This is a genomic window from Streptosporangium sp. NPDC000396 (genome assembly GCF_042898655.1).
Classification (GTDB): Bacteria; Actinomycetota; Actinomycetes; order Streptosporangiales; family Streptosporangiaceae; genus Streptosporangium.
The window spans coordinates 16,288-40,029 of the sequence record NZ_JBIAZA010000048.1 but is presented as its reverse complement, the minus strand read 5'-3'; the positions used below and the strand labels follow the sequence as shown (position 1 = coordinate 40,029).

The following is a 23,742-nucleotide window of genomic DNA, read 5'->3' as shown; positions in this document are numbered from 1 at the left end:
CGTCAGCGGGGCAGGCAGCCGGTCACGCCGTAGTTCGCGCCGCGCTTGAAGAAGGACATGCGCTGGGCCGCGGTTCCGTGATCGCCGATGTCGGTCCAGGGCGTCTCGTCGCCCAGTCTTCGATGTGCCGCGGCGATCTCCTCCACGTCGCCTCTCTCGAACCGCAGGGTTCCGTCGGCCGCCGCGCCGTACAGGACCGCGCCCGCGAAGCAGTCCGCCTGCAGCTCGTAGGCGCGCATGATCAGCGAGGCGTGGAGCCGTCGTTGTACGGCGTGGCCCCACTCGTGCGCGATGACCAGATACACCCACGCGTCTCCGGAGCGATAGCCCTCCGCCATGAGATCGATGTCCCAGGCGATGTAGTCGCCGTCACGGCAGTACCACGCGTTGTAGTAGTCAAGGCGCCTCGGGCCGCAGAAGGGAGGCCTCCGCCCGCCTTTCTGGTATCCGCCGAAAATACTCGGGGGCGAGTATCTTCCACTGAAGAATTGCGACCAGTGTGTGGCCCAGTATCGGTTGACCACATAAACGGCCGTGGAAATGTCATCGTCCATGCCGTCCCACCGCCGCGCGGACGCGGAGGCGACCCCGCCTCCCGCGCCGACGGTGATCAAGGATGTCAGGGCAAGCGCCAGCAGGGCCGTTCTCCATCGCCGCATGCGCGCGACCGCCTCTCGTCGGCCCCCGATCCTGCCTTGACGGTAAATGCGCGCTTAGCGATAAGGAAGAGGAATACGCAATTTGTAATGACATTCCACGCGGGTCGTCAAATTCGGCGCCACGCATGCCCGAAATCACATCATATGTCGTAAATCATATTCACGCTGGAATGGCGCTCTTTTGTCATGCTTCCTTTCGATCATTGATCTGTTGATCCATTGAAAGGAATGACCTTGGTGACGCTCCGCTCTCCCGACGCCCGCGAAGAAGGCGGCCGCCCCGGAAGTCACCCGCGCCACCGCGGGCATGCCGGGATGATTCCCGACCAGGGTCAAGCGGTAAGGCGGAGTTTCGTCCAGACCTGATGATTTCGCGGTGCGGGCCCGCCGCGCCTGCGCGACACCTTGGGGCAGGAGACGAAGCGACGCCTGATTTCCGGCTTACCGGACGAATCGGCGCAGGGCCGTCGCGGCCTAGCGTCGGACGGGACCCCTGCGACGAAGTGGAGAGACCATGAAGATCACCGGAGTGGAACTACGCCGGATCGCCATGCCGTTGGTCGCGCCGTTCCGCACCTCCTTCGGCACCGAGACCTCCCGCGATGTGCTCCTGGTCAGAGTGGTCACGCCGGACGCCGAAGGATGGGGCGAGTGCGTGGCGATGTCGGAACCGCTCTACTCCTCCGAGTACGTGGAGGGCGCGGCGGAGGTGATCCGCCGCTTCCTGCTGCCCTTGCTGACGGACGACCTGGACGCGTACGGCGTGAGCAGGGCCATGGAGCCGATCAAGGGCCACCGCATGGCCAAGGCGGCGCTGGAGACGGCCGTGCTCGACGCGCAGCTGAGGGCGTCGGGCGAGTCGTTCGGCCGCTTCCTGGGCGCGGCGAGGGAGCGGGTCCCCTGCGGGGTGTCGGTCGGCATCATGGACTCCATCCCGCAGCTGCTCGACGCGGTGGAGGGCTACCTCGACGAGGGCTACGTCAGGATCAAGCTGAAGATCGAGCCGGGCTGGGACGTCGAGCCGGTGCGGGCGGTCAGGGAGCGGTTCGGCGACAACGTGCTCCTGCAGGTGGACGCGAACGCCGCCTACACGCTCGCCGACGCCCAGCAGCTGGCCAGGCTGGACGACTTCGGGCTGCTGCTGATCGAGCAGCCGCTGGCCAACGACGACCTGGTGCAGCACGCCGAGTTGGCCAAGCGGCTGCGCACGCCCGTCTGCCTCGACGAGTCGATCGAGTCGGCCGAGCACGCCGCCGCGGCCATCTCGCTCAAGGCCTGCTCGATCATCAACATCAAGCCGGGCCGGATCGGCGGCTACCTGGAGGCGCGGCGCATCCACGACCTGTGCAGGGCGCACGGGATCGCGGTCTGGTGCGGCGGCATGCTGGAGACGGGCCTCGGCCGGGCCGCGAACGTGGCCCTCGCCGCCCTGCCCGGCTTCACCCTGCCCGGCGACACCTCCGCCTCGCGCCGCTACTACGCCACCGACATCACCGAGCCCTTCGAGCTGGACGGCGGTCACCTCGACGTGCCGTCCGGCCCCGGTCTCGGCGTTGAGCCGATCAAGGACATCCTGGAGGAGGTCACCACGGCCACGGAGTGGATCGGCCTCGGCTGAGGCCGGTTGGGCTGCCGGACGAATCGACCCCACGTCTTGATGTTTCCCGACGAACTCCTCCGGCGGCCCTTGGCATACCGTCACGGCATGCCGTTCGATCTCCACCACCGCGCCCTTGTCGCGGACACGCATAACGACCTGCTCATGGCCGTCGCCGCCCGTCCGCCGCAGCGCTGGGCGGGCTTCTTCCGCGACCGGTGGCTGCCCCAACTGCGGGAGGGCGGTGTCAAGCTCCAGGTGCTGCCCGTCTTCATCGACACCACCCACTCCTCGGCCCGCGCCCTGCGCGACCACCACCGCAACCTGACCGACGACCAACTGAGAGGGGTCGCCGCGACCGGCGGCGTGGTCTGCGTCAACTTCGTCCCTGAGTTCCTGGCCGACGACCCGGCCGACCACACTCTCGACCGGCTCGTCGACCACATCGCCGTCGCCGGCGTCGACCACGTCGGTCTCGGTCCTGACTTCGTCCGCGAGGTCATCGTGACTCCTCCGCTCCCCGAAGAGAGCGGCTTCTCGCTTCCCTCGGCTGAGGGAAACGACGGCCAAGCCCTGACCGTTTCAAGCAAGAAAGCCGTAACAGGGAAGCGATTCCCCCGCCGGGTGAACCCGGCAGTCCCCTCGCTAGAGATGATGGATACCACCCCGCCCTGCTGCGAGGAACTCGGCTACGGCGAGATCGACCCCCTGGCCACCCTGCCGGGACTGGACGGCCCGCGTGGCCTGCCGCTGGTCACCGAGGCCCTGACCCGCAGGGGCATGCCGGAGAAGGACATCCTCAAGATCCTCGGCGGCAACGTGCACCGGCTCCTCGGCGAGGCGCTGCGATGACCGAGATCAGGGAGCTGCACAGCCTCGAGGAGTTCGGTGAGGCCTTCGGGCTCTTCACCGGCATCTGGGGCTTCGAACAGAGCAACCAGCCGATCAACCCGGAGCTGATGCACGCCCTGGCGCACGCGGGCAACTACGTCGCCGGAGCCTACGAGGGCACGCGGATGGTGGGCGCCTCCGTCGCCTTCTTCGCCGAAGGCGGAGCGCTCCACTCCCACATCACCGGCGCGGTCACCGGCCGGGGCGTCGGCTTCGCGCTCAAGCAGCACCAGCGCGCGTGGGCGCTGGTGCGCGGCATCGACCGCGTCACCTGGACCTACGACCCGCTGGTCCGCCGCAACGCGCACTTCAACCTGGCCAAGCTGGGCGCCAGGCCCGAGGAGTACCTGCCGGGCTTCTACGGCGTCATGCAGGACGCCGTCAACAGGGGCGACGAGTCCGACCGGCTGCTGGCGGTGTGGCGGCTGGCCGAGCCGCCGGTGCCGTACACGGTGGAGGGGGCGGGCGTGGCGCTGAGGGAGGATGACGGCAGGCCCGTCGCGGGCGACACGGACGCGAAGGTGCTGCTGGTCGCGGTGCCCGCGGACGTGGAGACGCTTCGCAGGCGGGATCCCGGCACCGCGAAGGCTTGGCGGCACGCGGTGCGCGAGGTGCTGGGCGGACTGCTGGAGGACGGCGCCCGGGTAACAGGTTTCCATACGAAGTCCCATTACGTGGTGGAGCGGCCCTGAGGGGCGCAGTGCTGGGCGGGCCTGACCCTCTCCTCGTGGAGCCGGCCAGGCCGATCGACCTGCTGGTCGTGGGCAGAGGGCACAGGAGCGGGCTGGACCGGCTGCTGATGCCGTTCACCCGCCGCTACTGCACCGCCCATGCCCGCCGCGCGAGGCGGCCGGGCGCCGGTGCTCAGGTGGTGGGCAGGCGCGGCACGGCCGCCAGGAGGGCGCGGGTGTAGTCGTGCGCGGGCGCCTCCACCACTTGGTCGGCGGGCCCGTACTCGACCAGCCTGCCGTGGCGCATGACGGCGATGTCGTCGGCGACGTAGCGGACCACCGCCAGGTTGTGTGAGATGAACAGGATCGACAGGCCGAGCTCGGCGCGCAGCGAGCGCACCAGGTTGAGCACGGCGCCCTGCACCGACACGTCCAGCGCCGAGGTGATCTCGTCGGCGACCAGCAGCCGGGGCGCGGCGCCGAGCGCCCTGGCGATCGCGACGCGCTGGCGCTGGCCGCCCGACAGCTCGCGCGGATAGCGGGCGGCCGTCTGCGCCGGCAGCGACACCAGGGCGAGCAGCCGTTCCACCTCCTGGGTGTCGGGCCTGCGCAGGCCCTCGGCCACCGACGCGCCCACCGTCATCCGTGGGTTCAGCGAGGCGTAGGGGTCCTGGAAGACCATCTGCACCCCGCCGCCGTCCTCGATCACCCCCGTGTACGGCACCAGCCCGCTCACCGCTCTGGCCAGCGTCGACTTGCCCGAGCCCGACTCGCCCACCAGGCCGACGACACGCCCTGGCGGGATCTCCAGCGAGACGTCGTCCACGGCGGTGAACGTGCCGAACCTGACCGTCAGGCCGTTGATGATCATGAAACCTCCCAGCAGGCGACACGGTGCGCCTTGCCGTGCTCTTCCAGTGGCGGACGCTCGGCCGTGCAGCGGCCGGTGGCCAGCGGGCACCTGTCCGCGAACGCGCAGCCCTCGCCGACCTCGGCCGGCCCCGGCTGGCGGCCGGGGATGCTGGCCAGCGGCAGCGACCTGTCGGTGGCCATGTCGGGCACCGAGGCGACCAGCGCCCTGGTGTAGGGGTGGGCGGCGGCGGCGAGCCGGTCGGCGGGCAGTTCCTCGACCACCCGGCCGGCGTACATGACGACGACCCTGTCGCACAACGCGCCGACCACCGCGATGTCGTGCGAGATGAACAGCGTTCCCGCCTGGCTCTCCTCGGTCACCTCGCGCAGCAGGCGCAGGATCTCCTGCTGCACGGTGACGTCCAGGCCGGTGGTGGGCTCGTCGGCGATGATGAGTCTGGGCGCGCCCATGAGCCCCATGGCGATGACGGCGCGCTGGCGCATGCCGCCGGAGAACTCGTGCGGGTGCTGGCGGGCGCGGCGCTCCGGGTCGGTGATCCGCACATGGCCGAGCCGGTCGACGGCCCTGCGCCAGGCGTCGGCGCGGCCGGCGCGCTGGTGCACGGTGGCCACCTCGGCCAGCTGCCCGCCGACCTTCAGCGCCGGGTTGAGCGAGGCCATGGGGTCCTGGAAGACCATGGCGAGGCGGGTGCCGAGCACCTTCCTGCGCTGCTCCTCGGGCAGCGCGTGCACGTCCTGGCCGCACAGCAGCACCGGCCCGCCGCCGACCACGCCGGGGTAGGGCACCAGGCCGCCGACGGCGTAGGCGGTCAGGCTCTTGCCGCTGCCCGACTCCCCCACGACGCCGACGATCTCGCCGGGGCCGACGGTGAGCGAGACCTCGCGCACCGGGGTGACACCGCCGGGGAAGGTGACGGTGAGGTTCCTGACCTCCAGCACCGCCTCGTCGCCCTGCCGCCCGTCCTCGTCCGCCGGGGGTGGCGGGACGGCCGGAGGCTCCCGGTGGACGTCCGCGCGGCTCGCGGTCCTGGCCAGCGCCTCGCCCAGCAGGTTGAACCCGACGCCGGCCAGCACCACCATCAGCGCGGGACCGAGCGCCACGACGGGGTTGACGTAGATCCGGGCGAAGCCGTCGAACAGCAGCCGCCCCCAGTCGTAGCCGGGCGACTGCACGCCAAGCCCGAGGAAGGACATCCCGGCCAGGCCGAGCAGGCTGCCGCCGATCATGGTGGTGAGGTTGAGGATGAGGGGTTCGGCGATGTTCGGCAGCACGTGCCTGGTGACGATCCTGGTCCTGGACACGCCGAGCAGCCTGGCGGCGGCCACGTAGTCGGAGGCCGCCACGGAGGCGGCCAGCGTCTGGGTCAGCCTGGCGAAGCCGGGAGCGACGGCGACACCGATGCCGAGCACCGCCCCGCGCGCGCCGAGTCCGGCCACGACGGCGGTGAACATGGCCAGCAGCAGCCCGGGGAAGGCCACCAGGGCGTTGACGGTACCGGTGACGAGCCGCCCCGGCCGGCGCGGCAGCACGGAGGGCAGCGTGCCGAGCACCGCGCCGATCGCCGCGCCGATGGCGGTGGCCAGCATGGCCAGCAGCAGCGACATCCTGGTGGCCACCAGCACCCTGGCCAGGATGTCGCGGCCGAGGTTGTCGGTGCCCAGTGGGTGCGCGGCCGAGGCGCCCGACAGGGCCGCCGCCGGGTCGATGAGCTCGGCCCTGTCGCCCCAGATCGGTGGCCCGGCGATGGCCAGCACCAGCATGAGCGCGACGATGGCCGCTCCGGCCGGCCCTGCAGGGGTCCGCATCAGCCCTCCTTGATGGTCGAGCGGGGGTCGAGCACGCCGAGCACGAGATCCACGGCCAGGTTGACGACGAGCACGATCGCGCCGTAGACGAGGATCACGCCCTGGGCGACGGGGAAGTCCTTCTGCGTGATCGCCTCGGTCATCCGCATGCCGAGGCCGGGCCAGGCGAAGACGTACTCGACGAGCACGCTGCCGGCGATGAGCCCGCCGAGCAGCAGGCCGCCCGTCGTCAGCGTGGCCGTCAGCGCGTTCGGCAGCACGTGCCGGATGTTGATCATGGCGGCCGGCAGCCGCTTGGCCCTGGCCAGCCTGACGTAGTCCTTGCCGAGCTCGCGTGCGGTCTCCACGCGGACCAGGCGGGCGATCAGGGCGGCGGGCCCGATCGCCAGCGCGATGACCGGCAGCACGAACGACAGAGCGCCCTCCTTGCCGGCCGGCGGGAACCAGCCCAGCGTGATGGCGAAGACCACGACCAGCGCGATCGAGTAGAAGAACTCGGGGACGGCCACCGCGGCGCCGGTGCCGGCGGTGAAGCCGAGCTCTGTGCCGCGGCGGCGGCCGTTCTCGGTGCGGATCGCCACCCACAGCCCGAGGGGCACCGCGACCAGCAGCGCGACGAGGGTGGCGAGCACGGCCAGCGCCAGCGTGTTCGGCAGCCGCTCCAGGACGATCTGGCCCACCGGCTCCCCGGTGAGGAAGGAGGTACCGAGGTCGCCGGTGAGGACGCCCCTGACGTAGGTGACGAACTGCATCGGCAGGGGCTGGTCCAGGCCGAGCGCCGCGGTGCGGGCGGCGACCAGCTCCACGGGCGCGGCGGGCCCGAGGGCGGCCCTGACGGGGTCGCCGGGAATGAGATGGATCATCGCGAACGTGGCGACCGTGAGGGCGGCCAGGGCCGCCGCGAACCTGGCCAGGCGCGGCAGGAGCAAGGCTCAACCCGCCTTCGTCATGCGGATGGAGGTGGGCGTGACCAGGCTGGCGAAGCCCTCCAGGGTGGCACCCTTCGTCGCGACGACCGCGGTGTTCTCCACCACCGGCACGAGGTCGGCGGCCTCGAACAGGGCCGACTCGGCCGCCAGCCAGTCGGGGCAGCTCTCCGCGGCAGGCCTGGCCGAAGCCTTGGCGACCAGCTCGTTGTAGCGGCTGTTGTTCACATGGGCGAAGTTGGCGCCCTTCGGCGCGCTCGGCCCGCTCAGGAATCCGGTCAGCTGGGAGGGCAGTGCCACGCCGATGGGCAGCCAGACCACGTCCCAGTCCTGGGTGACGTTGAGCGATTCGGCCAGCTTGGTGTCGATGACGCCGTTGAGCCGCACCTCGGCGCCCAGCTTCTTCCAGGTGGCAGCGAGGTATTCGGCTGCGGCGAGGACGCCCTGCCCATGGGTCGTGACGTACAGGAAGCGCAGGGTCAGCCGCTTGCCGTCCTTGACCCTGACGCCGTCAGGACCGGGCCGCCATCCGGCGGCGTCGAGGGCGGCGGCCGCGGCCGCGGGGTCGTGGACCGGCATGTGCCCGCTGACGCTGTCGCCCTTGCAGGGGCGCGGCTCGAGCATCAGGCTGGTGGCCTTCCGCCCGGTGCCCTCGGCGGCGATCGCGGCCAGTTCCATGAGGTTGACGCCCTGGGTGAGCGCCTTGCGCACGGCGGGATACCCGGTCGGCCGGTCCTCTCCCTGGTGGTAGAAGAACTGGCCGTTGGCGGCGCCGATGACGGTCTTGGCGATCGACCGGTCGGCCTCCAGCCGCTGCCTGTCGGGCCCCTGGACGGTGGCCAGGTTCAGCGCGCCCGACCTCAGCAGGTTGACGGCGGTCTGCTCGTTGGGCACGACCTTCAGCACGACCTTGGCCGGCAGCCCCGGGGTCCTGGCGGTGACGCCTTCGGGGCCCCAGGCGTAGTCCTGACGCCGGGTCAGGGTGTAGTGGTCGCCGGAGACGGCCTCGGCGAGCTGGAACAGGCCCGAGCCCGAAGTGTGCCTGGCCAGCAGCGAACGGTCCTTCAGTCCCTTGCCGCAGACGATGTACACCTGGGCCGCGCTCTCCACGATGAAGGAGAAGGGCTGGGGCATGGTCAGGGTGACGGTTCCGGCGGCGTCGTCGGCCTCGGCCTTGATGCCGGCGGGGACGAGCACGCCGTAGACGGGGGACTTGGTGGCGGGGTCGGCGATGTGGGTGAAGTTCTCGGCCACGACCGACGGGGTGACGGGCGAGCCGTCAGCGCAGGTGACGTCCTTGCGCAGGGTGAAGGTGACCGACTCGGGTCTGATGTCCCACTTCGTGGCCAGGGCGGGGGTGAGCGTCCCGTCGGGCCGCATGCCGACGAGGGTGTCGTAGGCGAAGTTCAGCACAGTGTTGGTGACGGACAGGATGCCCGTCGCGGGATCGAGGGCGCCCGGGTCGGCGGGGATGGCGGCGGTGAAGGTGGCGTTGTCGGCGAGGCCGCCGACAACGCCAGGGGTGGAGGGCGCCGCGCCGCAGGAGGCGACGAGCAGTCCGGTCAGGGCGAGCACAGTCGCCGCGGTGGTTGCGTTCATGCGAAGCTCCCGGCTGGAGGGGTGGCCTCACCTTCCCCTGTGATCCCGCGGGATTCTTCGTGCGCTGCGACGAAAGCGGCCACTCCTCTAGTGCCGCCGACCGAAGATGCGCATCATGAGCATCGCGGCGAGCCGCGCCTCGGGGTCGGCGAGATCGAGACCGCTGATCTCGGTCAGGCGGCGCAGGCGGTACCTGAAGGTGTTGGAGTGCACGTGCACAGCCGCCGCGGCGGCGTTGACGTCGCCGAAACTGTCGAGGTAGGCGCCAAGAGTGGCGGCCAGCTCGGTGCCGTGCTCGGCGTCGTAGCGCAGCAGCCGGTGGTAGGGCCCGGTCGGAACCTGGTCCTCCGCCGCGGCCAGGTCGCCCAGCTGGAGCAGCAGCGACTCGAAGTGCACGTCGCTGTAGCCCGCCACCTGTCCCGCGACGCCCCTGGAGCGCAGCACGCGCAGCGACCTGTCGGCGTCGGCCCGCGATCTGGCCACCTCGCCCAGGTCGGCGGCCAGCCTGCCGACCCCGATGTTGGCGCTGTGGCGGGGCCCGACCCTGGACAGGAAGCTCTCGGCGACGCGTACGGCCCTGGCCTCCTCCTCACCGCTGGCGTGCAGCGGCAGGAGCGCGTAGGCCACCGAGCCGACGAGGGCGGCGGCCGCCCTGGGATGGATGGCGCCGACGTGGAGGGCCAGCGCGTCGCAGAAGCGCTGGCTGTCGGCCTCGGCCTGGGCGGCGTCGGCCCGCGTCTCGGTGAGCTGCGCGGCCAGCACGCACAGCCGCTCGCTGGCCACCCCGAGGCGGCCGGCGGCCTCGGCGGCGTCCCTGCCGCCCTCCAGGATCGTGGACAGCAGGTCGGCCTGCAGCCGCCGGCGGGTGTCGGCGCCCACGCGCTGGCGCAGCAGGTGCAGGGCGACGATCTTCGCGGCGTCGATGAGCGCCCACTCGCGCTGCTCGCTGAGCGGTTCGCGGACCACGACCCAGATGGAGCCGAGGATCTCGTCGCCGGAGCGGACGGCGATCGCCACCCGGGGCAGCCCCTCGGACAGGTCGATGAAGACCGGTCTTGTGCTCTGGTAGAGCTTGCGGAACCAGCCCTGCTCATCGAGCATGCGCTGGTACACCTCGGGCACCTGGCGGCCGAGCACGGTGGCGATTCTGCTGGAGTCGGCCTCCTCCTGGCGGCCGGAGAAGGCCAGCACCCGGGCCGAGCGGTCCTCGATGGTGACCGGCGCGTCCAGCAGCGCGCACAGCGCGTTGGCCAGGGAGAACAGATCGTCGGGCGGCTGCTGGCCGGACTCCGTCAGATCGCCTTCGGCCAGCAGCGAGCGCAGCAGCGCCGCCACCTGGGACCAGGAGGCGGCGCGGGTGAGGCCGAGGACGGCGACGCCGGTCTCCAGCACCTTGGCCCGCACCCGCTCGTCGGCCGCCACGGGCTGCTTGATCACGACGCCGGAGCCGGGACCCGCCTCCAGCAGGTCGCAGATCGCCTCGGCGCCTTCGACCCCCACGCCGAGCAGCAGGCCGCCCGGGGGCAGGAGCAGCTCGTCGAGGGGGTCGTAGATGTGGACGCCGCTGACCTCGGCGTCGAGGTTGCCGGGCGAGGCGGCCACGTCGAGCACCGTGCTGCCCAGATCGTCGAGGATCCGGCGCAGACTGGCCCGTGGCCGAGTCGTCTTCTCCTCACGATAATGGGCGAAGACCGACATCAGCCGCGTAGCTCGTCGAGAGCCTCGCGGGCCGCCGCGCCGATGACGGCATCCGCCTTGGGCAGGCGGAAGCCGAGCGAGCGCGGCCGGAGGTAGACGGCGACGGCGTAGCGTCTCCCGTCGGGATACTCCACGACGCCCGCCTCGTTGCGGATGCCGAAGATCGTCCCGGTCTTGGCGGAGATCCGGACGTCGTCGCCGAAGCCCGACGACAGCCGGTGCGGCCAGACCTGCCGTTCCATGATCTGCCTGACCTCGGCGCAGGCCTGCGGCGGACCCGCCTCGTCGCGCCAGATCTTGGCCAGCAGCGTGGTGGTCTCGCGGGGGGTGGAGGCGGAGGTCCTGGCCGGGTCGAGCACCGACAGCGTGCGCAGAACCTCCGGCGGTGTGGCCGCCGCCTCCTCCCACGAGTCGGCGCCGAGCTCGGACAGGACGCTGCCCAGCAGCACGCGGCAGTCGCCGACCAGGCGCGTGGCCTTCAGCCCGAGCCCGGCGAGGGTGGCGTTGACACGCTCCACCCCCACCTTCTCCAGCAGCACGTCGGTGGCGGCGTTGTCGCTCATCGACATCATGAACAGGGCCAGGTCGCGCAGGGAGAGCTCGATCTCGTCGGCGCAGCCGGAGGTGCCGATGCCGCCGTCGCGGTGCTCCATGGTCACCGGCAGCCGCTCGGTCCTGGAGACCAGGCCCGCGGCGGCCTGCCTCGCGTACTCCAGGACGATCGGGATCTTGAAGACCGAGGCGAGCACCACGGGGTCGTCGGCCCCGTGGCACACCTCGCGCTCGCCGTCGATCTCCCTCGCGTGCAGGAACCCCTCGACCTCGGCGGCCGCGAACAGCTCACGCACGTGCCACCGCCCTGCCGCCGCTGTGGAGGAAGAGCCGCCCGTCCCGCTCGAGGAAGGTGATCGTCGTCTTGGCCTCGACGGCGATGAAGGACTCGCCCGAGTGGTGGACGAACCTCTCGGTCGTGCGCTCCACTCCGGCCTGGCGCATGAACGCGCCGGGAATGGTGGTCACCTCCAGGCCGCCGTCGACCGCGGCCACCTCCTGCACGGCGACCGGCCCTTGGTAGGTGCCCGCGTAGCGGGTGGCGTCCACCGCCGCGGACTGGTCGGGCACGGTCGGCAGCGGGGTGGGGGTCACCCCCGCCAGCTCGCGGACCAGCGAGAAGGCCAGGTCGCCGAGGAAAGCGGGCACGTCGCCGCCGTTGCAGCTCATCGCGATCGTGAAGCGGCTGCCGGGGACGATCCGCCAGAACGTGCTCTGCCCGACAGTGCCGCCGTCGTGGCCGAAGACGGGAGCGCCCCAGTCGAACAGCTCGAAGCCGAGCCCCCACCGGTCGGCGAGCAGGCCGGGCACGCCCGGCACGTCCACCTGGGCGGTGGTCATCGCCGCGACCGTCTCCTCCTCCAGCAACCTGGAGCCGTCGGCCGTGACGCCGCCGTCGAGGAACATCCGGCCGAAGCGGACCAGCTCGCGCGGCGCCAGGCACAGGGTGGATCCGGCGGGCGCGTTCGAGCGCGGCATCTGCCAGTTCAGGTTGACCGCGTTGCCGGGCCCGAGGTGCCCGACCGAGGCGCGGAACAGCACGGCCTCCTCGGCCATCAGCGCCCCGTGCGTGACGCCGAGCGGGTTCATCAGCCGCTCGCGCATGGCCCGCTCCCACGTGCCCCCGGCGAACCTGGCGGCCAGCGCGCCGAGCACGACGTACCCCGAGTTGCAGTAGGAGAACATCGCGCCCGGCTCGTAGACCTGCGGCGCGCCGTGCAGGAAGCTCACGAAGCGGTCGAGGCAGCCGTCGCCGCGCCCGGTGTCCTCGAACAGGTCGCCGGCGAACCCACCGGTGTGGGTCAGCAGGTGCCTGACCGTGACCGTCTCGGCCGCGGCCGCGTCGGCCAGGCCGAACTCGGGCAGGTACTTGCGCACGGGCGCGTCGAGGTCCACCGCGCCCTCCTCGACCAATCGCATGACCAGGGCGGCCGTCCAGATCTTGGTTGTGGAGCCGACCTGGAACAGGCTGTCGGTCGTCGTCTCCACGTCAGTGTCGCGGTTGACGACGCCGGTGGCCGCCTCGATCAGCCGGCCGTCCGCCCACACGGCGACGGCGGCTCCGGGGACGTTGTGGTCACGCGCGGCCTCGTCGAGGCGGTGCTGCAGGTCCATGGATGATCCTCAGGCGATCTTGGGCGTGGCGCGGACACCCATGTGGACGTAGGGCGAGCCGTCGGCCAGCTCGTAGAAGACCGCCGACAGCCACTGCGGGTCGTCCTGGAGGCGGCCGACGAAGGTGACGTCGTCGACGGGCAGCAGGTCCAGCTCGGCCGGCTCCTGCAGGCCCGCCAGGGCGCCCGTGACCTCCATCAGCAGCCGCAGGCCGCCGTCGCGGACCGTGACCGTCATCCGGCTGCCGACCCGCTCGTAGACTCCGGCGTACCGCGCGGCGTCCACCTCGACCGGCTGCTCGGTCGGCCCGAGCACCGGGGGGACGGCCACGCCGTCCAGCTCGCGGAACAGCTCGGTGGCCAGGTGGTGGAAGAAGGCCGCGCTGTGCCCGCCGTTGGCCACGGCGCACACGATGGTGCCGGTGCCGGGCAGCATCCACAGCATCGACGACTGGCCGATGGTGTTGCCGCCGTGGGAGACGACCCGCTGGCCGTCCCACTCGTCGAGGATCCAGCCGATGCCCCAGTGCGTGCCCAGCGTGTGCGGGTTGGGGATGGCGACCTGCGGCTCCCACAGGGCGCGCGGGTCCTTGAGCAGGCCGCCCTCCAGGTGGGCACGTCCGAAGGCGACGACGTCGGCGGGCCTGGCGGTGATCAGCCCGGCCGGGCCGCAGGAGCGCATGAGGCCCCAGACGGAGCTGGGCTCCCCGTCGACGTGACCGACGGCGGCGCCGAAGCGCAGCACGTCCTCGGGCAGGGTCCAGGTGTGGGTCAGGCCCAGCGGTTCGATGATCTGCTCGCGCAGCGCCTGGTCCCACACCGTGCCCGTCAGGTGCTCGACGACACGGCCGGCGATGACGAATCCCGCGTTGCAGTAGGACTGGGTGGCGCCGAGCGGATGGTTCTGCGCCAGGTCGGCGCAGGCGGCGACGTACCGCTCGAGGCAGTCGTCGCCGCGGCCGGTGTCGAGGAACAGGTCACCGTCGATGCCCGAGGTGTGACTGAGCAGGTGCCGGACGGTCACCGTCCCGGTCACCTCGGGGTCGCCGACCCGGAAGCCGGGCAGCAGCTCGGCGACGGGGGTGTCGAGGGTGAGCGCGCCCTGCTCGGCCAGCAGGGCCAGCTGGGTGGCGGTCCACACCTTGGTGACCGAGCCGATCTGGAAGAGCGAGTCGGGCGTCACCTGCGCGCCCGTGCGCCGGTTGAGGACACCGGCCGCGCTCTCGTGCATCTCCCCCTGGTGGAGGTAGGCGACAGCGGCCCCGGGTACGTCGTATGCGGCGATCAGCTCTCCGAGCCAATCATCCATTGCTCCAGCCACGCGACGATCCTTTCGTTGTAGTCGAGTCGGTGGGACGGGCGTCCGTTGAGGATGAACAGGTGCGAACCGCCCGGGTAGCGCACGAGCCTGGCGGGCACCCCGCGCTCGCGCAGCGCGGCGAACCACTGCTCGGCCTGCCCGACGGGGCAGCGGTCGTCGCGCTCGCCGTGCAGGACGAGGGTGGCCGCGCGCACGCCGGCCACGTGCGTGATCGGCGACTGCGCCGCCAGGTCACCGCGGCATTCGAAGGTCTTGAGCAGGTGCCCGGCGTCCGAGGTGCCCGACATGCTGGTCAGGTCGCTGACGCAGCCGCCGGGGATGGCGGCCCTGAACCGGTCGGTGGTGGCCGACAGCCAGCAGGCCATGTAGCCGCCGTAGCTGTAGCCGGTCACGGCCAGCCGGTCCGGGTCGGCCAGGCCCTCCTCGACCAGGTCGTCGATCGCGGCCAGGAAGTCGCCGGCGTCGGCCAGGCCCCACGCGCCGATCGCGGCGGTGTAGAAGACCTCGCCGTACCCGTCGCTGCCGCGCGGGTTGAGCGTGAGCACGCTCCAGCCGCGCGCGGCGAGCACCTGGTGGTAGAGGTGGACGCCGTCGAAGACGGGCGCCCACGCGTTGTGCGGGCCGCCGTGCACGTCGAGCAGGAGTGGTCCCGGCTGCTTCAGCGCCGGGTCGCGCAGCAGGAAACCCTCGACGGGGGTGCCGTCGGGTGCGGTGAACACGCGGCGTTCGAGCGGGAAGAGCTCCACGTCCGGGAGCGCGTGATCGGTGAGCCGCAGGCCGTCGAGGTAGACGTCGCCGGCGCTGCCCGGGGTGGCGGCCACGTAGGCCAGGCGACCGGCCGCGGCCGTGGCGCCCGACACGCCGAACTCCCCGCCCACCTTCGCCCGGCCGTCCAGGCCGAACAGGTGGGTGAGGCCGCCCTCACGAGCGCAGAACAGCAGCTCGTCGTCCAGCAAGAGCGGCGGGGCGCCCGGGTAGCCGGGGGCGCCCACCATGACGTTGCGGTCCAGGCCGGTCTCGATCTCGGCCAGGCCGTCGGCCTCGAGCGTGAACAGGCGGGTGTGGCCGACGGGATCGCCGGTGAATCCGGTCGCCACCAGGCGCTCGCCGAGCCACCACACGCCCGTGCAGATCACGCCCTGGTCGGTGAGCCGCTTGGGCTGCCCGCCGTCGAGATCGACGAGATAGACGGCGCCGCCGGGCACCAGGTCGCGGTCGGGCTCCATGTCGGCGACGAAGGCGAGCCGCTGCCCGTCGGGCGACCAGGTGGGCTCGCCGGCGTGGAAGTCGCCCTCGGTGAGCCTGCGCCACGCGCCTGAGTCCACCTCCACGACCACCACATGGGCGCGCCGGTCGCACAGCAGGCCGGCGCCGTCGGCCTTGTACTCCAGGGTGTCGGCCACGACCGGGTCGTGCGCCTGCGCCTCGCCGTACGGGGCGGTGAAGGCCAGGTGGCGGCCGTCCGGCGACCACACGGGCGGGCCCGCGCCGTCGGTGGTCAGCACGCGCGGCTCGCCGCCGTCCATCGGCAGCAGGTGGATCTGCGGCTTGCCGTCCACGGCGCGCAGGAAGGCGAGCGTGCGGCCGTCGGGTGACCAGCGGGGAGCCAGGTCCGCGGGGCCACCGGTCAGCCGGCGCGGCTCGCGGTCCGGCTCGGCCAGCCACACCTCGCAGTGGTTGTCGTCGGCGTCCCTGTCCGCGGTGGTCAGCGTGTAGGCGACCGCACCACCGTCCGGGCGCACCTGCGGATCACCGGGTACGGCGATGCGGAAGAGGTCGTTCAGGGAGAGGCGGGACATGGTGGAACGGTAGGTGAGAGGCCCGGACGCATCTTCGGCCGCGAGCACAAATGCGGGCGCCGTTCGTTGTGCCGCCGCACGAAGGCGGCACGGGACAGGGCCTCCTCGACGCCGAGGGGCACGAGACGCGCTGGGGCGCCGTCGTCCGTTCGGATGCTCCCGAGCGCCTGACCTCGGCAGGCCGGTCGGCGCTGACCGCGCATGACATCCGCACGATCATTGACCTGCGCAACGACGACGACCGTCAGAACAGCAGCGAGCTTCGCGCAACTGACGTCGACATTGTGCACACTCCGCTGGAAGACCTGACCGACACCGAATTCTGGGAGCACTGGGGCAAAGGCCTGCATGGCACACCGGCAGACGGCATTCTCGACAGGCCTGCTCCGGGATTGCCGAACTGACAGTCCGCATCGACATCACCGCATTCCAGCCCACCGTGGTGCGCGACATCGGTGACCGCTGATCAAGACTTTGCTTGGTCGTCTACCAGGGAATTCTGATGACCGCCGATCTGGATCGTGCCGGCCGCCCATCAGGAAACGGCCGCCCATCGGGAAATGTCGTATCCGTTCACAACAACCAAGAAGCTGACACTCAGAGCTCCAGGCCCCAGCCGTGGGGGCCGAGGACGTAGGCGGTCCCGGCCGTTCTCAGCCAACCGGCCTCGACCAGCGCATCAAGGCTGCGCCGTACCGCCTCCTCCGGCAGGGTCGTGGCGTGGGCCACCTCGTCCGCCGTCGCCGGTTTTCCGGCCACCGCGAGCCCGGCCACCGCCTCGTAAACGCGGGTGTCGACATCCGACAGAGCCTGGGCGTCAGGGATTCCCTCCTCCATGACCACACCCCTAGCGCTGCCGCGCGCCCTCGCGCAGCCGCTCGGGATCGATGTCCCGCTCGGGGTGACGGCGCAGGTATTCCCCCTCCAGTTCCCGGGTCCGCGCGGTGTGGTTGGCAAGCGCGTCATCCGAACCGTGCATGAGCGTGTCGGTCCGGGTCTTGTGCATGTGCCGCAGTTCGCGCAGCAGATCGTCTTCGGCCAGGTCTTCCGGGTTGATTCCCATCGTCATAAGAACTCGCTACCCCACCACGGCTTCTCCTCACCTTCCGGGTGACGCATCCCACGGGAACGATTTCACGAAATTAAGTCAGATTTCATGACTCCTTTGCATTGCAGGCACAAGGTCGCAGCTTTACGTTCCCGGTATGGATCTCGAGCTCCGACACCTCAAGATCGTGCGCGCGGTTGCCGAGGCCGGGAGCGTCACCAAGGCGGCCACCCGGCTGGGGTTGGCCCAGCCTGCTCTGACCACGCAGCTCAAACGGATAGAGCGGGCGCTCGGGGGAGCCTTGTTCGACCGCGATCACAACGGCGCGCGACTGACGCCTCTCGGGGAGCTGGTGCTGTCCAGGGCGATGGTGCTGCTGCCCGCCGCCCAGGAACTCCAGGAGGAGGCGGTACGGTTCGCCAACGCGAGCGGGAGCGTCCCCTGCTACCGGCTGGGCGCCACCAACGGGCCGATCCTGGGCGGGCTGGTGGACCGTCTCGCCACGGCACGGCCGTCGACACCGGTGAGCACCCACACCTCCTGGTCCGCCAGAGAACTCACCACGATGGTCATCCTGGGCCGGATCGACTTCGCGCTCATCGGCGCCTGCGGAGAGAGCCCGCCGCCGGTGGAGAGCCCGGTGGTGTGGGTGACCGTGGGGATGGACCCGGTCTTCGTGCTGCTGGACGAGGACCACCCTCTCGCGGACCGCGAGGAGGTGGAACTCGCCGAACTGGCCGGCGAACGGTGGGCGGTCACTCCTGGCGACAGCTGTTTCGGCGACTGCTTCGCCACGGCCTGCGCCCGCTCGGGTTTCACCCCTCGGACCATCTACGAGACCGACGTGGGCACATGCGCGCACCTGGCCCAGGTCGGCCGCGCCGCCGTACTGTGCCAGGCGACCTTCCAGCCCCCCGCGGGCACGGCGATGGTGCCGCTCGCCGGCGCGCCCCTGCGCTGGCGGCAGCTGCTCGGCTGGCACCCGGAGGAGCCCGCCGCGCGGGTCGCGGCGTCGATCGTCGAGCACGCGAAGGCCGCCCACGCCGACGCGGTACGGCGAAGCGCGCGATACGCCGCCTGGCTGGCCGGACATCCCCGCTTCGGCACCGTCCCCTAGCGCGGTGACCCGTCGCCCCCGAATGTCAAGAACAATAGACCTCATGAGCGAGCTTCTGAGGCTGAGCGAGGGCGCGGTGCTGACGCACCTGGTCACCCGGGCCGAGCTGGCGGCCGGCGCACTCGCGGCAGCCGACGACCTGCGGCTGTGGGCGCGGCTGGCCGACGGTGACGGGGTGCCCCTGGCCGGAGGCGGTCTGGTCCGCACCGTGATCGACGCGGGCGAACCGGTCCTGACCGGGCCCGACGGCTGGCTGGCGGGGGTGGAGCCAGAGGACATGGTCGCTCTGCGCCTGCGCGAGGGCAAACTGGAACTGTCCACCACGGTGCTGGCCGACTTCCCCGCCGAGCGGGCGATCCAGATCGCCCAGGAGTTCGGCGAGCAGGCCCTGGACGCCCTGCGTGCCTTCGCCGAGGGACTGGAGTCCAGTCCGGGCGTCCCGATCGACGTCGTGGTCCTGGAGTTGCTGATGAAGGCCCCCGAGGTCTTCTCCGACCCGCTTCCCCCACTGGCCCCGCTGCTGCGCGAGGCCTCGCTGGAGCTGCGGGGCGGCCGGGCCGGCGTCGTGGGCGCGCCGTGGGACCCCGAGTCGGTCGCCGACCTGGCTCCGCTGGACATCATCAGGCTGGCCCTGGTCCGCAGCGCGCTGCGGACCTACGACCAGCACGCCGATCTGTCCAAGGCGATCACCTATCTGTCACGCTCGGAGACGGTGCTCGCGAGGATCGCCGACGAGGTGGAGCGTGAGCCGCTCGGCCCCGGCCTGGTCGAGGCGCTCCCCCGCACCGAACCGGCCGCGCTGCTGCTGATCGCCAGGTCGGCCGAGGGCGAGGGGCGGTCGTTCGAGGCGGCCGGTCTCATCTCCGAGGTGCTCTCCCTCTCCCCCGGTCTGGCTCCTGCCGAGCGGGACGCGGCCGAGTACGCCGCGTGCCGTACCGACCCGGACGACCCGCTTCCGGTCCGGGCCGCCCACCTGTTCCGGCAGCTGCTGGCCTACGGCTACCGTCCGGCCCGCCGCCGCCTGATCGACGACCTGATCGCGCTGAGCGTCCGGGTGGCCGAGCCCGCCCTGGCCGACCTGGCGTTGTTCGAGAACGACGTCGTCGGCGAGTTCCTGGACGCGCGGGGCGAGTGGCTGCGTGACGACGAGGTGGAGCTTCTGGAGTCATGGCGCAGGACACCGCTGCGCCTGTGGGAGGTCCTCGACGTCGCCGGGGAGGAGATCACCCTGCGCGACACGGGCCGAGCGGAGAGCGGGCCGATCACGCTGGCCGACGAGCTGCTCTCGCGCCAGGCTCGGCGCGGCGACCTCATGCTGACCCGGCTGCTGGGCGACGGGGAGGGCCCACACGTGTTCGGTCACCCGTTCAAGGTGGACCCGGCACGCAAGGACGAGATGCTCGCCCTGCTCACCGATCCCGTCGACCCCTACGCGGTGGCCGCCTTCTTCAGGCGGGCCCCGCGAGCACCCGGCGCGCCTCCCGCCACGACGCCGCCTCGCTGAACGGCGTGCCGTCTTCGGGGTGAACGCGCCCCGGCATGCCACAGGCTGGAGAGCGCCGCCGCGCCGTCGATCCGGCTCGCGGCGGCGCTCGGCCGGCCGCCGTACGGGTAGTCGCCGTACGGGTCAGTCGTCGTAAGGGCCGTCGTCGTCGCCGTCATCCGGGTCGGCGTACTGCCGGCCGGAATTCGCGGCCACCATGAAGACGGACGTGATGCCCGCATCAGCCGACCGGGCCGACGTCGCACCGGCGGGCTGGGCCGACATCGTCACGGGGACGACGAGGGCGGAGACCGCCACGGCGCCGGTGGCGAGAGCGTATCTGATCTTGATCATGAGATCACCCCATGTCGAGTCGGCCACGCCCGGGTGATGCCGGGTCGCAGAACACCGGACCGATGTCGCAGGTGACGCCGGAACGGCACAAAACCTGAATTCAACGCTAGCCCGGAAAAGCACCCACGGTCTTCCCGGGAGGATAAAGGCATCAGTTTCCTCGGATTACCCTCCGGCCACGAAGAAGAACCAGAGGAGAAATTTCCGTCATGCCCGACCATGCTTCCTCGCAGGCACCCTTCCCCTGGAATTCCCCTCGGCTTTTACGAGACTTCCCGCTGGATCGCCCTCCCGCGGCCGGCCTTAAACACGAGAAGCACTGCGAGCAAAATCTCCCTCCCGGCCTTCGGGAACCGGAAAAGAATTTCCCGGAATGTTTTCCGCGCTCTCCACCGGGGCGGCCAACGGGTCCGTACGGCTCGGCGACGGACGCCCGGAGGACATGCGGCGGACCCCGGCCCCCTGACCCCGTTCACAGCCCTCGGAGACGAGGGGGCGACCCGCCGTAGCGGCCGCCTCGCCGCCGCCGGCGCCCTTCCAACCCCTCCAGACTCCGGCGACCCCTCCAGACTCCGGGGTGCCGAAGGGTTTATGCCGATGATCAAGCTAAAATAGCGGATCTCCAGGCATAATGAAGCAAAAAGCGAACGTAAGTTGCTTTGACTGGTTGGAAGCGAGGAGTGTTGACTGTGCGCATGCTGAGCGAAGCGAACAGTTCAATCGCCGGTGCGGGGGCGCTTCTGAAGATCCTGCGCGACGGTCAGGCCCGGACCCGGGCCGAACTGGTGCAGCTGACAGGGCTGGCCCGGTCCACCCTTGGACAGCGCCTCGACGCGCTGCTGAGCCAGCAGTGGATCGTCCCGACAGAGGAGGCCATCTCCTCAGGAGGCCGGCCCGCGGTCGCCTTCACCTTCAACCGCGCCGCCCGCGTCGTCCTCGCCGCCGACCTCGGCGCCACCCACGCCAGGGTGGCGATCACCGACCTCGGCACCGAGGTTCTCGCCGAGCGGGCGGAGGAGATGCCGATAGAGCGCGGGCCCGAGGAAACGCTCACCTGGCTTCAGCGCACCTTCGAGGAGATGCTCGCCGAGACCGGTCACACCACGGACGAGGTCTGCGGCATCGGCGTGGGCCTTCCCGGCCCGGTGGAGCACAGCTCGGGGCGGCCGGTCAATCCGCCGATAATGCCGGGATGGGACGGTTTCCCCGTCCCCGAGTGGCTCGGCGAGCGCCTCGGCGCACCCGTCCTCGTCGACAACGACGTGAACATCATGGCTCTGGGCGAGCACTGGGCCGCCCGCCCCGAAGCCGACCACCTCATCTTCGTCAAGATCGGCACCGGCATCGGCTGCGGCATCATCAGCGACCGCCGCCTCCACCGGGGCGCCCAGGGCGCGGCGGGCGACATCGGCCACATCCAGGTGGCCTCGGCCGTCGACATCGTCTGCCGCTGCGGCAACCTCGGCTGCTTGGAGGCGGTCGCGAGCGGCGCCGCCATGGCCGCCCGCCTGCGCGCCGGCGGCGTGGACGCCACCGGCAGCCGCGACATCGTCCGCCTCGTGCGGGGCGGCAACACGCACGCCGTCCAGCTCATCCGCCAGGCGGGCCGCGAGGTCGGCGACGTCCTCGCCTCGATCGTGAATTTCTTCAACCCCTCGGTGATCGTGGTCGGCGGCGACATCGCCGAGGCCGGGGAGCAGGTCCTGGCCGGTCTGCGCGAGGTCATCTACAGCCGGTCCCTCCCCCTCGCCACCCAGCACCTGACGATCGTCGCCAGCGAGCTGGGCGACCGCGCGGGCGTGATCGGCGCCGCCGTCATGGTGATCGAGCACGTCCTGGACCCCGGCGCCGTCGACCAGTCCGTGATCGGCTCCTGATCCGCTCCGCCGGCACCCCGCCGCCACCGGAACCGCCGGAAGGCGGCGTCGAGGACGTCCAGGACGCCGATTTCCAGATCAGTTCGGCCGGGTCGGCCGCGATGCCGTACCAGCCGAGCAGGTCGCACCACCGCCGCACACGGAGATCGTCGCAGTGTGGGCGTCCACGGCGGACAGCGCGATGCTCAGGCGCGACAGATGTGGGTACACGGTCAGCCTCCCGCCACAGCGATCCCGGTCCGGCGACCGGCGAGCACGGCCAGGTAGACGGCCTCGGTGCGTGCGGCCACGCGCGGCCAGCCGTACCTGGACCGGGCACGCCGCAGGCCCGCCTCCGACAGTGAGGCTCGCAGGTCCGGGCGGCTCAGCACGTCGCTCAGGGCCCGGGTGAGAGCGCTCGGGCGGCGAGGTGACACCAGCACCCCGCACCCGGCGACCGTGTCGAGGTGGCCGCCGACGGCGGAGGCGATCACGGGCACCCCGCAGGCCATCGCCTCCAGCGGGACCATGCCGAACGGTTCGTACCAGGGCACGGTCACCAGGACGTCGGCCGAGCGAATCAGGGCCGGAACCTCGGCGCGGCCGACGCTGCCGATCAGGTGGACCCGGCCGGTCAGGCCGTATCCGCCGGCCATGCGTGCCAGCCGCGTCGCCTCGTCGTCCTCCGGCACGCCGCCGGCGATGAGCAGCTCGGCGTCCGGCAGGTGGCGCAGGGCCTGGATGACGGTGTCCAGGCCCTTGCGTGGAACCATACGGCCGATGCTGAGGACGCGCGGTCCCGGCCCGCGAGGGGCGGCCGGCCCGTCGGGCCGGAAGAGGCCGAGATCGACTCCGCAGGGCACGACGGCGATCCGCTCGCCGCAGACGCCCATCCGTAGCAGCTCGCCCGCCTCGTCACGGCAGGTGGCCACGACCGCGTGGACCTGCCGCCCGATGTCGGCCTCTACGGCGATCCGCTCGGGCGGGCTGGTGTCGGCGGCACCCTGCCAGCGCCGTTCGACCGTGCCCAGGGCGTGGAAGGTCTGCACGACGGGGATGCCGAGGCCTCGCGCGGCCGTCAGCGCGGCCAGCCCGCTCATCCAGAAGTGGGCGTGGACCACATCGGGAGGCCGGTCGGTCCAGCGCTTCGCCAGGTGCGCGCCGAAGGCCCCCATGTACGGCAGGAGCTCGTCCTTGGGAACGGGCGCGGGAGGACCGGCGGGGACGTGCTCGACGCTCACGCCGGGACCGGCCGGGACGGTGTCCGGCTGAGCCACGGCCGTGCGGCGGGTGTGGACGGTGACCTCGTGCCCCCGCGCGGCCAGCGCGGTGGCCAGGGCCTCGACGTGGACGTTCTGGCCGCCCGTGTCGACGCCGCCGATGGCCGCGAGGGGGCTGGCGTGTTCCGATACCAGGGCGATCCTCATTGAACGGCCTCCTCCCAGGAACGCCAGGCGGTTGGCGGCCTCGACGACCTGCACGGTCGCCGTCGGCGGCAGACCCGGACGGCCGGGAAGCGGGCGGATCCGGGTTCGGACGGCCCGGCGGGGGGCGTGCCGGTCGCCGAGCATCGCGGCGGGCCCGGCGAAGGTCGTCTTTCCGCCCACATCGGTGACGGGTTCCGGGGTGAACCTCTCTCTCTGCCCACCACGGGCGACGGATCCGCCCTCCCGAGAAATTCCATAGGCCCGCCTCTCCGCATGTAACTGGATAACTACCAGGCGAAGCGATTTTCAAAACGGACATATGGGGAAAGACATGTTAAGAGCGTTATATATCGCCAAATATCTTTCTTAAGTTTTCGGGCTGTTCGCCTGGCCCGGGGTATCGAACACGTCCGCGAGAACACGCCGGAGGTACCCGTGCCGCCGCCGTGGAC

The 23,742-nt window shown here is 71.3% G+C and carries 22 protein-coding genes; 8 read left to right on the top strand and 14 right to left on the bottom strand.

What is annotated here, in order from left to right; all coding sequences use genetic code 11:
* Positions 1-2: 2 nt before the first annotated feature.
* Entirely contained in the window at positions 3-554 is a 552-nt protein-coding gene (locus ACFY2X_RS44335) for a neutral zinc metallopeptidase (protein WP_389950567.1), read from the bottom strand.
* A 619-nt stretch (positions 555-1,173) separates the two neighbouring features.
* Here ACFY2X_RS44335 and menC point away from each other — a divergent pair.
* From menC to ACFY2X_RS44315, 4 genes are all read left to right on the top strand, one after another.
* Positions 1,174-2,277 carry an o-succinylbenzoate synthase gene (gene menC, locus ACFY2X_RS44330; RefSeq protein ID WP_389950564.1) on the top strand — a complete coding sequence of 368 codons (1,104 nt, stop codon included), beginning with the start codon at positions 1,174-1,176 and terminating at the stop codon, positions 2,275-2,277.
* An 87-nt stretch (positions 2,278-2,364) separates the two neighbouring features.
* Positions 2,365-3,108: a membrane dipeptidase gene (locus tag ACFY2X_RS44325; RefSeq protein ID WP_389950561.1), complete on the top strand. Its 744-nt coding sequence runs from the start codon at positions 2,365-2,367 to the stop codon at positions 3,106-3,108.
* Positions 3,105-3,839 carry a GNAT family N-acetyltransferase gene (locus tag ACFY2X_RS44320; protein WP_389950558.1) on the top strand — a complete coding sequence of 245 codons (735 nt, stop codon included), beginning with the start codon at positions 3,105-3,107 and terminating at the stop codon, positions 3,837-3,839. Before ACFY2X_RS44325 ends, ACFY2X_RS44320 begins: the two co-directional genes overlap by 4 nt.
* A 35-nt stretch (positions 3,840-3,874) precedes the next feature.
* A complete protein-coding gene (locus tag ACFY2X_RS44315) occupies positions 3,875-4,060 on the top strand; it encodes a hypothetical protein (RefSeq protein ID WP_389950556.1) in 186 nt (61 codons plus the stop codon).
* Here the strand turns inward: ACFY2X_RS44315 and ACFY2X_RS44310 are convergent.
* The 9 genes from ACFY2X_RS44310 to ACFY2X_RS44270 all read right to left on the bottom strand — a co-directional run bounded on the left by ACFY2X_RS44310 (position 4,012) and on the right by ACFY2X_RS44270 (position 16,005).
* Positions 4,012-4,689 carry an ABC transporter ATP-binding protein gene (locus ACFY2X_RS44310; protein WP_389950553.1) on the bottom strand — a complete coding sequence of 226 codons (678 nt, stop codon included), beginning with the start codon at positions 4,687-4,689 and terminating at the stop codon, positions 4,012-4,014. The two genes, ACFY2X_RS44315 and ACFY2X_RS44310, sit on opposite strands and share 49 nt — an antisense overlap.
* Positions 4,686-6,497, bottom strand: coding sequence for a dipeptide/oligopeptide/nickel ABC transporter permease/ATP-binding protein (locus ACFY2X_RS44305; RefSeq protein ID WP_389950550.1), 1,812 nt, complete (start codon positions 6,495-6,497; stop codon positions 4,686-4,688). The genes ACFY2X_RS44310 and ACFY2X_RS44305 overlap by 4 nt, the downstream gene beginning before the upstream one ends.
* A complete protein-coding gene (locus tag ACFY2X_RS44300) occupies positions 6,497-7,426 on the bottom strand; it encodes an ABC transporter permease (protein WP_389950548.1) in 930 nt (309 codons plus the stop codon). The genes ACFY2X_RS44305 and ACFY2X_RS44300 overlap by 1 nt, the downstream gene beginning before the upstream one ends.
* Before the next feature lie 3 nt (positions 7,427-7,429).
* Positions 7,430-9,022, bottom strand: a complete 1,593-nt coding sequence (locus ACFY2X_RS44295) for an ABC transporter substrate-binding protein (RefSeq protein ID WP_389950545.1) — start codon at positions 9,020-9,022, stop codon at positions 7,430-7,432.
* A gap of 87 nt (positions 9,023-9,109) precedes the next feature.
* Positions 9,110-10,720, bottom strand: coding sequence for a PucR family transcriptional regulator (locus ACFY2X_RS44290; protein ID WP_389950542.1), 1,611 nt, complete (start codon positions 10,718-10,720; stop codon positions 9,110-9,112).
* Positions 10,720-11,568 (bottom strand): serine hydrolase, encoded by an 849-nt coding sequence (locus ACFY2X_RS44285; RefSeq protein ID WP_389950539.1) that lies wholly within the window; start codon positions 11,566-11,568, stop codon positions 10,720-10,722. Before ACFY2X_RS44285 ends, ACFY2X_RS44290 begins: the two co-directional genes overlap by 1 nt.
* Positions 11,561-12,886 (bottom strand): serine hydrolase domain-containing protein, encoded by a 1,326-nt coding sequence (locus ACFY2X_RS44280; protein ID WP_389950537.1) that lies wholly within the window; start codon positions 12,884-12,886, stop codon positions 11,561-11,563. Before ACFY2X_RS44280 ends, ACFY2X_RS44285 begins: the two co-directional genes overlap by 8 nt.
* 9 nt (positions 12,887-12,895) lie before the next feature.
* On the bottom strand, positions 12,896-14,206 hold the full coding sequence (locus tag ACFY2X_RS44275) for a serine hydrolase (RefSeq protein WP_389950534.1): 1,311 nt from the start codon (positions 14,204-14,206) through the stop codon (positions 12,896-12,898).
* Positions 14,170-16,005, bottom strand: a complete 1,836-nt coding sequence (locus ACFY2X_RS44270; RefSeq protein ID WP_389950531.1) for a S9 family peptidase — start codon at positions 16,003-16,005, stop codon at positions 14,170-14,172. Before ACFY2X_RS44270 ends, ACFY2X_RS44275 begins: the two co-directional genes overlap by 37 nt.
* A gap of 50 nt (positions 16,006-16,055) precedes the next feature.
* On the opposite strand from ACFY2X_RS44270, the gene ACFY2X_RS44265 reads away from it, so the two are divergent.
* Complete coding sequence (locus ACFY2X_RS44265) at positions 16,056-16,409, top strand: tyrosine-protein phosphatase (RefSeq protein WP_389950528.1); 354 nt, start codon at positions 16,056-16,058, stop codon at positions 16,407-16,409.
* A gap of 193 nt (positions 16,410-16,602) precedes the next feature.
* On the opposite strand, the gene ACFY2X_RS44260 is transcribed toward ACFY2X_RS44265, so the two are convergent.
* Both ACFY2X_RS44260 and ACFY2X_RS44255 read right to left on the bottom strand, forming a co-directional pair.
* Positions 16,603-16,842, bottom strand: a complete 240-nt coding sequence (locus tag ACFY2X_RS44260) for a hypothetical protein (protein ID WP_389950526.1) — start codon at positions 16,840-16,842, stop codon at positions 16,603-16,605.
* Between the two features lie 10 nt (positions 16,843-16,852).
* Positions 16,853-17,074 carry a DUF6158 family protein gene (locus ACFY2X_RS44255; protein ID WP_389950523.1) on the bottom strand — a complete coding sequence of 74 codons (222 nt, stop codon included), beginning with the start codon at positions 17,072-17,074 and terminating at the stop codon, positions 16,853-16,855.
* A 136-nt stretch (positions 17,075-17,210) separates the two neighbouring features.
* On the opposite strand from ACFY2X_RS44255, the gene ACFY2X_RS44250 reads away from it, so the two are divergent.
* Together ACFY2X_RS44250 and ACFY2X_RS44245 are read left to right on the top strand one after the other, a co-directional pair.
* A complete protein-coding gene (locus ACFY2X_RS44250) occupies positions 17,211-18,170 on the top strand; it encodes a LysR family transcriptional regulator (protein WP_389950520.1) in 960 nt (319 codons plus the stop codon).
* A 43-nt stretch (positions 18,171-18,213) separates the two neighbouring features.
* Positions 18,214-19,674, top strand: a complete 1,461-nt coding sequence (locus tag ACFY2X_RS44245) for a hypothetical protein (RefSeq protein WP_389950517.1) — start codon at positions 18,214-18,216, stop codon at positions 19,672-19,674.
* A 123-nt stretch (positions 19,675-19,797) separates the two neighbouring features.
* Here the strand turns inward: ACFY2X_RS44245 and ACFY2X_RS44240 are convergent, their stop codons facing one another.
* Positions 19,798-20,007, bottom strand: coding sequence for a hypothetical protein (locus ACFY2X_RS44240; RefSeq protein WP_389950514.1), 210 nt, complete (start codon positions 20,005-20,007; stop codon positions 19,798-19,800).
* Between the two features lie 695 nt (positions 20,008-20,702).
* On the opposite strand from ACFY2X_RS44240, the gene ACFY2X_RS44235 reads away from it, so the two are divergent.
* Complete coding sequence (locus ACFY2X_RS44235) at positions 20,703-21,884, top strand: ROK family protein (RefSeq protein WP_389950512.1); 1,182 nt, start codon at positions 20,703-20,705, stop codon at positions 21,882-21,884.
* Between the two features lie 212 nt (positions 21,885-22,096).
* Here the strand turns inward: ACFY2X_RS44235 and ACFY2X_RS44230 are convergent, their stop codons facing one another.
* A complete protein-coding gene (locus ACFY2X_RS44230) occupies positions 22,097-23,470 on the bottom strand; it encodes a glycosyltransferase (RefSeq protein WP_389950509.1) in 1,374 nt (457 codons plus the stop codon).
* Between the last annotated feature and the right edge of the window lie 272 nt (positions 23,471-23,742).

Bases quoted from the DNA above. Each gene is read 5' to 3' on its own strand.
- ACFY2X_RS44235 (WP_389950512.1), top strand. From the start codon at position 20,703: ATGCTGAGCGAAGCGAACAGTTCAATCGCCGGTGCGGGGGCGCTTCTG.
- ACFY2X_RS44320 (WP_389950558.1), top strand. From the start codon at position 3,105: ATGACCGAGATCAGGGAGCTGCACAGCCTCGAGGAGTTCGGTGAGGCC.
- ACFY2X_RS44270 (WP_389950531.1), bottom strand. From the start codon at position 16,005: ATGTCCCGCCTCTCCCTGAACGACCTCTTCCGCATCGCCGTACCCGGT.
- ACFY2X_RS44295 (WP_389950545.1), bottom strand. From the start codon at position 9,022: ATGAACGCAACCACCGCGGCGACTGTGCTCGCCCTGACCGGACTGCTC.
- ACFY2X_RS44305 (WP_389950550.1), bottom strand. From the start codon at position 6,497: ATGCGGACCCCTGCAGGGCCGGCCGGAGCGGCCATCGTCGCGCTCATG.
- menC (WP_389950564.1), top strand. From the start codon at position 1,174: ATGAAGATCACCGGAGTGGAACTACGCCGGATCGCCATGCCGTTGGTC.
- ACFY2X_RS44260 (WP_389950526.1), bottom strand. From the start codon at position 16,842: ATGGAGGAGGGAATCCCTGACGCCCAGGCTCTGTCGGATGTCGACACC.
- ACFY2X_RS44310 (WP_389950553.1), bottom strand. From the start codon at position 4,689: ATGATCATCAACGGCCTGACGGTCAGGTTCGGCACGTTCACCGCCGTG.
- ACFY2X_RS44265 (WP_389950528.1), top strand. From the start codon at position 16,056: ATGCGGGCGCCGTTCGTTGTGCCGCCGCACGAAGGCGGCACGGGACAG.
- ACFY2X_RS44250 (WP_389950520.1), top strand. From the start codon at position 17,211: ATGGATCTCGAGCTCCGACACCTCAAGATCGTGCGCGCGGTTGCCGAG.
- ACFY2X_RS44280 (WP_389950537.1), bottom strand. From the start codon at position 12,886: ATGGACCTGCAGCACCGCCTCGACGAGGCCGCGCGTGACCACAACGTC.
- ACFY2X_RS44335 (WP_389950567.1), bottom strand. From the start codon at position 554: ATGGACGATGACATTTCCACGGCCGTTTATGTGGTCAACCGATACTGG.
- ACFY2X_RS44290 (WP_389950542.1), bottom strand. From the start codon at position 10,720: ATGTCGGTCTTCGCCCATTATCGTGAGGAGAAGACGACTCGGCCACGG.
- ACFY2X_RS44240 (WP_389950514.1), bottom strand. From the start codon at position 20,007: ATGATCAAGATCAGATACGCTCTCGCCACCGGCGCCGTGGCGGTCTCC.
- ACFY2X_RS44325 (WP_389950561.1), top strand. From the start codon at position 2,365: ATGCCGTTCGATCTCCACCACCGCGCCCTTGTCGCGGACACGCATAAC.
- ACFY2X_RS44245 (WP_389950517.1), top strand. From the start codon at position 18,214: ATGAGCGAGCTTCTGAGGCTGAGCGAGGGCGCGGTGCTGACGCACCTG.
- ACFY2X_RS44255 (WP_389950523.1), bottom strand. From the start codon at position 17,074: ATGACGATGGGAATCAACCCGGAAGACCTGGCCGAAGACGATCTGCTG.